8 protein-coding genes are annotated in these 6527 nt (G+C 65.6%); 5 read left to right on the top strand and 3 right to left on the bottom strand.

Going from position 1 to position 6527, the window contains the following annotated elements:
- Positions 1 to 144: 144 nt before the first annotated feature.
- On the bottom strand, positions 145 to 837 hold the full coding sequence (locus ABIE58_RS15490; protein ID WP_354545612.1) for a M48 family metallopeptidase: 693 nt from the start codon (positions 835 to 837) through the stop codon (positions 145 to 147).
- 109 nt (positions 838 to 946) lie between these two features.
- Between ABIE58_RS15490 and ABIE58_RS15485 the strand changes: the two genes are divergently transcribed.
- The 3 genes from ABIE58_RS15485 (at position 947) to folP (ending at position 3379) form a co-directional block, all read left to right on the top strand.
- Positions 947 to 1282 (top strand): SMR family transporter, encoded by a 336-nt coding sequence (locus ABIE58_RS15485; RefSeq protein WP_354545608.1) that lies wholly within the window; start codon positions 947 to 949, stop codon positions 1280 to 1282.
- 173 nt (positions 1283 to 1455) lie between these two features.
- Entirely contained in the window at positions 1456 to 2376 is a 921-nt protein-coding gene (locus ABIE58_RS15480; RefSeq protein ID WP_354545607.1) for a dihydroneopterin aldolase, read from the top strand.
- Between the two features lies 1 nt (position 2377).
- The gene (gene folP, locus ABIE58_RS15475) at positions 2378 to 3379 is read left to right on the top strand and encodes a dihydropteroate synthase (RefSeq protein WP_354545606.1); all 1002 of its coding nucleotides are present in this window, start codon (positions 2378 to 2380) and stop codon (positions 3377 to 3379) included.
- Positions 3380 to 3451: 72 nt separating this feature from the next.
- Here the strand turns inward: folP and ABIE58_RS15470 are convergent, their stop codons facing one another.
- On the bottom strand, positions 3452 to 4369 hold the full coding sequence (locus ABIE58_RS15470; protein WP_354545605.1) for a DMT family transporter: 918 nt from the start codon (positions 4367 to 4369) through the stop codon (positions 3452 to 3454).
- Between the two features lie 66 nt (positions 4370 to 4435).
- Positions 4436 to 5458, bottom strand: a complete 1023-nt coding sequence (gene ilvC / locus ABIE58_RS15465) for a ketol-acid reductoisomerase (protein WP_354545604.1) — start codon at positions 5456 to 5458, stop codon at positions 4436 to 4438.
- A gap of 135 nt (positions 5459 to 5593) precedes the next feature.
- Here ilvC and ABIE58_RS15460 point away from each other — a divergent pair, with 135 nt between their 5' ends.
- Together ABIE58_RS15460 and ABIE58_RS15455 are read left to right on the top strand one after the other, a co-directional pair.
- Positions 5594 to 6049: an Lrp/AsnC family transcriptional regulator gene (locus tag ABIE58_RS15460; protein ID WP_354545603.1), complete on the top strand. Its 456-nt coding sequence runs from the start codon at positions 5594 to 5596 to the stop codon at positions 6047 to 6049.
- A complete protein-coding gene (locus ABIE58_RS15455; RefSeq protein WP_354545602.1) occupies positions 6046 to 6504 on the top strand; it encodes an Lrp/AsnC family transcriptional regulator in 459 nt (152 codons plus the stop codon). The genes ABIE58_RS15460 and ABIE58_RS15455 overlap by 4 nt, the downstream gene beginning before the upstream one ends.
- Positions 6505 to 6527 lie beyond the last annotated feature (23 nt).

Below are 6527 nucleotides of genomic sequence, written 5' to 3'. Positions count from 1 at the left end.
AAAGAAACCCATCTGCGCCATCGTTGCACCCCATCCCGTTTTATCGCTCCGATCATACCGAAACGCCGGTGTCAGCGCAATTTTTCGAGGTGCCCAAAAGTTATGGGGGAGCTGTCATCCTCGGGCCAGGCCCGCAGGTTGGCGTTACCGCAGCGCCCCCTTCCAACGCGCCTCCAGCCGCTCGATGGCGGCGATGCGCTCGGGCGTGGGCGGGTGGCTCATCAGCCAGGCGGGCATGACGCCGCCCGCGCCCGAGGTGAGCGCCGCGAGCTTGGCGAGGAGCGATTTCTGCGGCGCGGTGCCGATGCCTGCCTTGGTCAGCAGCGCCGCCGCGTATTCGTCGGCCTCGTATTCATCGCCGCGCGAGAGTTTTGCCGCCAGCAGCGTGGTGACGCCGTTGGCGATCCACACGCCGATACCGGGTAAAAACCGCGAGAGCACCATCGCCAGCGCCGTGCGCAGGGCGTTCTGGCCGGAAAAGTCGATCATCCGCCGCCGCGCGTGGCCCAGCGCGACATGGCCAAGCTCATGCGCGATCACGCTGGTCATTTCCTCGGCCGAGACCTCGCCGGTCTGGAACTTGCGGTAGAAGCCACGGGTGATGAAGATGCGCCCGTCCGGCGCGGCGAGGCCGTTGACCGGGTCGATCTCGTAGAGATGGACGCGCACGCGGGGCAGATCGAGCGCGCGGGCGAGGCGGTCACACATCGCCTTGAGCCGGGGATCGGCCAGCTCGGAGGAGCGCGCGTCAAGCTCGCGCGTGGTGCGCCAGACCGAGAAGCGATACATCGCCAGCGCATAAAGCAGCGCAAGAAGGATCGGCGTGAATTTCAACATGGGCAGAATATGGGGCGGCGCGGGGCCGCTGGCAAGCGCGCGGGTGCTGGACCGCGTGCCGGGACTGACGTAACGAGGGGGCAGGCCCATGTGAGACCCCGGAGGCGCGATGATACAGGTCTATTTTCTGCTGGTGTTGGCGATCCTGTTCGAGACCGCCGGGACCACCGCCTTGCAGGCGAGCCAGCAATTCACCCGGCTGTGGCCCTCGGTGCTTGTGGTGGTGGCCTATGCAATCAGCTTTTACCTGCTGGCGCTGACGCTGAAATACATGCCGGTGGGCGTGGTCTATGCGATCTGGGCGGGGCTGGGGATCGTGTTCATCGCCGCCATCGGCTATGTCGTCTTTGGCCAAAGGCTGGACATGCCGGCGGTGATCGGCATGGCGATGATCATCGCCGGTATCGTGGTGATTCAGCTTTTCTCCAAGGTGACACCGCATTGAGCGTATCGGGTGGTCGGCTCCTGGCCCGCGCGGCGCATTCGCGGGCTTTGGCATCCCCTCGGGGCTAAACCGGCCGCCCTGCCGCAGCCACCCCCTCATGCGTCGGATTCTCCCATTCCCCGCCTCCGCACCCCATGCTACCCAAAATCCACGCACCGACAGGGACCGCCGCGATGACCACCGAGATCCGCCTCGCCTTCGAGCACCCGCAGGCCCGCGCGCGCGCCACCGCGCCCGACGGCCCGCTTGATCGCATCTCGGTGCGCGATCACGTAGTCGAGGTCGAGATCGGCGCCTTTCAGGCCGAGCGCGGCACCACCCAGCGCGTCGCCTTCAACGTGGTGGTCGAGGTGCGCCCGATGACCGCCGCGCTTGATGATGACGTGGATCGCATCCTCTCCTACGACCGCGTGACCGAGGCGATCGAGGCGGCGCTGGCCGAGGAACGGCTCAACCTGCTCGAAACCCTCGCCCAGCGCATTGCCGAGCGCATCCTGTGGGAGCCGCAGGCGGTGCGCTGCTTCGTGCGCATCGAAAAGCTCGACCGTGGCCCCGGTGCCCTCGGGGTCGAGATCGTCCGCTCGGTGGATGATCTGCCAACGCGCCCTGTTGCCGCCCCCGATACCGTGCCGGACCCCCATCTTGTCTATCTCGGCAATGCCGCCATCGCCTCGCCCAATCTCGGGCGCTGGCTCGATCAGTTGCAGGCCCGCGCCGAGCCGGTGATCCTGTGCGTCGGCCTGCCCGATACACCCGCGCCCAGAACCGGCCACCGCATGACCCAGCGCCGCGTCGATCTGCTGGCGATGGAACAGAACGCGTGGATGCTGGCGGCCCGCGATCCGCGCTGCGTGGTGGTCTCTACCCGGACCGAGCTTGACTGGTCCATGAAACACGACCAGATCAGCGTCTGGGCACCCTCCAAGATCGTGCTCGACGCGGTCGATGGCCCGACGACAGAGGCCCCGGTCGATCTCGCGGCGTGGTTCGCGGGCCATGTCGAGGCCTCCGACCTGCTCCTGATCGGCGCGGCCCCGCCCGCCGCCTGCGACGTGCCGGTGATAGTGCAGGATATCGCCCGCTCGGGGCTCTGACATGGCCCATTACCGCCCCATTGCCCGCACCGATCCGGCGCGCCCCGCCGAGGCCCTGCCGCTTGCCGGTGGCTGGTGCTGGTTCGACACCGTGGAGGTGCTCGCCCGCGACGCGGCCCCCCGCCTCATGCCCGCCCGCGACCTGCCGCCCGAGGTAACAGCGCGCCTCGCCGCGCCGCGCCCGCCGCTCGCGGGCATGGGCATGGACGCGCCGCGCCTCATGGGCATCCTCAACGTCACTCCCGACAGCTTTTCCGATGGCGGGCAGCATTTCGACCCCGAGACCGCGCGCGCCCATGCCGTCGCCATGGCGCAGGCAGGGGCCGATATCCTCGACGTGGGCGGCGAATCCACCCGCCCCGGTGCCGCGCCCGTGGCCATTGATGCCGAGATTGCCCGCACCGCCCCTGTCATCGCCGCCATCCGCGCGGCGCTCTCAACGCCGATCTCCATCGACACCCGCAAGACAGCCGTCGCCGAGGCCGCGATCCGCGCCGGCGCGAGCCTCGTCAACGACGTGTCGGGGTTTACGTTCGATGAGGGCCTCGCGCCCTTCGCCGCGTCCCGCGCCCTGCCGGTCTGCGTCATGCATGCCCAAGGCACACCCGAGACGATGCAGCACGCTCCGCGCTACGAGGATGTGCTGCTCGATGTCTATGACTGGCTTGCTGCGCGCGTCGAGGCGCTCACCGAGCTAGGGCTCCCGCGCGAGCGCATCGCGGTCGATCCCGGCATCGGCTTTGGCAAGACCCAAGCCCACAACCTGCGCCTCTTGCAAGGGCTGTCGCTCTTTCACGGGCTTGGCTGTCCGGTGCTGCTCGGGGCCTCTCGCAAGCGCTTCATCGGCGATCTGACCGGCACGCCGGTCGCCGCCGACCGCGTGCCCGGCTCGCTCGCGGTGGCGATCATGGCCGCCGCGCAGGGGGTGCAGGTGCTGCGCGTCCATGACGTGGCCGAAACCCGCGCCGCGCTCGATATGTGGGCGGCGGTGCGGGCTTGCTGAATCGCGATCTTTTTTTGATTTATGCCCGGAAATATAAAGGTTTCGTGTCTAAAAAATGCATTGCCGTGCGGCTCACCCCGCGATGAACAATCGCCGCAGCGCGCCCCATTGGCTGATCGCGACGCCCGCAAGGATCATCGCCATCGCCAGGAAAAGCTGCGGCGGCACCGCCTCGGACAGCAGCAGCGCCCCGAGGATGACCGACCAGACCGGCACCATGTAGTTGACAAGGCTGAAGAATCCCGGCCCCGCCTCGCGCGTGACCTGCACCAGCAAGAGCTGCGCCACCCCCGTGGGCAGGATGCCGAGATAGACCAGTGCCAGAAAGCCCTTCAGGCTCAATGACTTGGGCACACCCTCGACCACCATCGCCACCGGCACGATCACACAGGCCGCCAGCAGCATCACCGCCGCCGCCAGCGCCAAAAGCGGCACCGGCGGGCAGAGCCGCGTCGCGATAGAGCCCATCGCATAGCACATGGCCGCCCCAAGACAGGCCAATCTTGCCAATGATTCCAGATCTTTACCGGTAGAGGCAAAGGCATCCACCCCAATGAGCACCACCACCCCGATGGTCCCGAGGAGGAACCCGCCCAGCCGCCGCAGGTGCATCCGCTCGCCGGGCACGAAGACATGCGCCAGCGGCAGGATCAAGAGCGGCACCGCCGCCATGCTCACTCCGGCGAAGCCCGACGCCACCGATTGCTGCGCCCAGCCCAGAAGGGAGAAGGGAATGACATTTGAAAACAACGCCATAAAAACGGCAAAAGTCCAGAACCGCCGCTCCGGCCCGCGCCTCACGGGCGGCAATCGCAGCCCCCAAATCCGCAGCAGCGACAAAAGGAACACCGCCCCCAGCGTGATCCGCACGGCGGCCACCGTGAACGGCCCGACATCGCGCAGCGCCACCGAAAGCGAGGTGAACGACGCGCCCCAGATCAGGCCAAGCGCCCCGATCCGTAGCCAGTTGATCGGTGCGATTTCGGGCACGCGCGTTCTCCTCAGTTTGAAAAAGGCCCTCAACTGAGAGCCCTTTACCATTCTATATCAACAGGTTCAGTTCTTTTCCTGATCCACCAGCTTGCCCGCCGAGATCCACGGCATCATGCCGCGCAGCTTGCGACCGACCTCTTCGATCTGATGCGCGTCGTTCATCCGGCGGGTGCCCTTGAAGAAGGGCTGGCCGACGGCGTTTTCCTGCATGAAATCGCGCACGAAGGCACCGCGCTGGATGTCGGTCAGGATGGCCTTCATCCGCGCCTTGGTCTCGTCATAGGGCAGCACGCGCGGCCCCGAGACATATTCACCATATTCGGCGGTGTTCGAGATCGAGTAGTTCATGTTGGCGATGCCGCCCTCGTAGATCAGATCGACGATCAGCTTCACCTCGTGCAGGCACTCAAAGTAAGCCATTTCAGGGGCATAGCCCGCCTCCACCAGCGTCTCGAAGCCCATGCGAATGAGCTCGACCAGACCGCCGCAAAGCACCGCCTGTTCGCCGAACAGATCGGTTTCGCATTCCTCGCGGAAATTGGTCTCGATGATGCCCGAGCGCCCGCCACCGATGGCCGAGCAGTAGGAAAGCCCCAGTTCCAGCGCCTTGCCCGAGGCATCGTTGTCCACCGCGACAAGGCAGGGCACGCCGCCGCCTTTGACGTATTCACCGCGCACCGTGTGGCCGGGGCCCTTGGGGGCCATCATGATGACATCGACGCCCTCTTTCGGCTCGATCAGGCCGAAATGGATGTTGAGCCCGTGGGCAAAGGCAATCGCCGCGCCGGGGCGGATATTGTCATGGACGTATTTGCGATAGGTCTCGCCCTGCAATTCGTCGGGCATGGTGAACATCATCAGGTCGCACCAGGCCGCCGCCTCGGCGATGCCCATGACCGTGAGGCCCTCGGCCTCGGCCTTGCGGGCGGATTTCGATCCCTCGCGCAGCGCGACGACAAGGTTTTTCGCGCCGGAATCGCGCAGGTTGAGCGCATGGGCATGGCCCTGGCTGCCATAGCCGAGGATGGCGACCTTCTTGTCCTTGATGAGGTTGATATCGCAATCGCGATCATAATAGACGCGCATGGCGGTCTCCTTTGAGTTGCTGTTGACTGGGGCAGAGGTTACGCTGAAAACGTGGTGAGTGCGTTTGAAATTAGCGGTTTAATCGCGCTACATGTCACTATATCATGCATATATTGCAACAATAGCGAAAATATCATGCTCGATGACATGGACCGCCGCCTGCTGCGGCAGTATCAGCATGCCCCCCATCTTGGCCCCGCCGAACTGGCCGAGCGGGTGGGGCTTGCGCCTGCCACCTGCGCGCGGCGGCTCGACCGGCTGCGCGCGGCGGGGATCATCCGCGCCAACCGCGCGGTGATCGATTGGCGCGCGCTTGGCTACGAGGTCGAGGTGTCCTTGCGCGTGGCCCTTGACAAGACGCAACCTCGCGCCTTTGACGAGTTCATCCATCACGCGAGAAACGTGCCGGAAGTTATTGAGATACAAACATTTCTTGGTCGCGTCGATCTGCGCCTTTCGGTGATCGCACGCGACATGGCGCATTATCAGCAGCTTTATCGCAGCGCGATCCTGACCCTGCCGCATATCACCGATATCGAGGCCTTGATGCATGTCGCGCGGATCAAGTCCGACGAGGTGCTGCCGGTATGATCGCGCTCGATACCACCGACCGGCTCATCCTGCGCGCGCTGACCGAGGACGCCACCCAATCGGCAAGCGCCATCGGTCGCCGCCTCGGCCTGTCGCAGCCCGCCGCGTGGCGGCGCATCAGGCGGCTGCACGACGCAGGCGTGATCAAGGGGCAACGCCTTGATCTCGATCACGAAAAGCTGGGTTTCGGGGTCACGGTGTTCCTGGGGATCAAGCTGGCGACCAAGGGCCGGGTCAGCCTTGAGGATTTCGAGCGCGCGGTTTCGGCCATCCCCGAGGTGCAGACGGTGGAGCATATCCTCGGCCTCTATGATTACCGCCTGCGCGTGGTGGCGCGCGATATCCCTGATTTCGAGCGCGTGCTGCGCCGCCGGATCATGACCCTGCCGGGGGTGGGCAATGTCGAGGCAAACGTGCTTTTGTCCGAGGAACGCCGCCCTGGTCCCATCGGCTGAGGCGCGAGGCTGGACAACGCCGG

The sequence above is a fragment of the Roseovarius sp. MBR-78 genome (assembly GCF_040547535.1).
Taxonomy (GTDB): Bacteria; Pseudomonadota; Alphaproteobacteria; order Rhodobacterales; family Rhodobacteraceae; genus Roseovarius.
The sequence above is the reverse complement of the archived record's forward strand: the minus strand, read 5'-3'. Positions and strand labels throughout refer to the sequence as shown.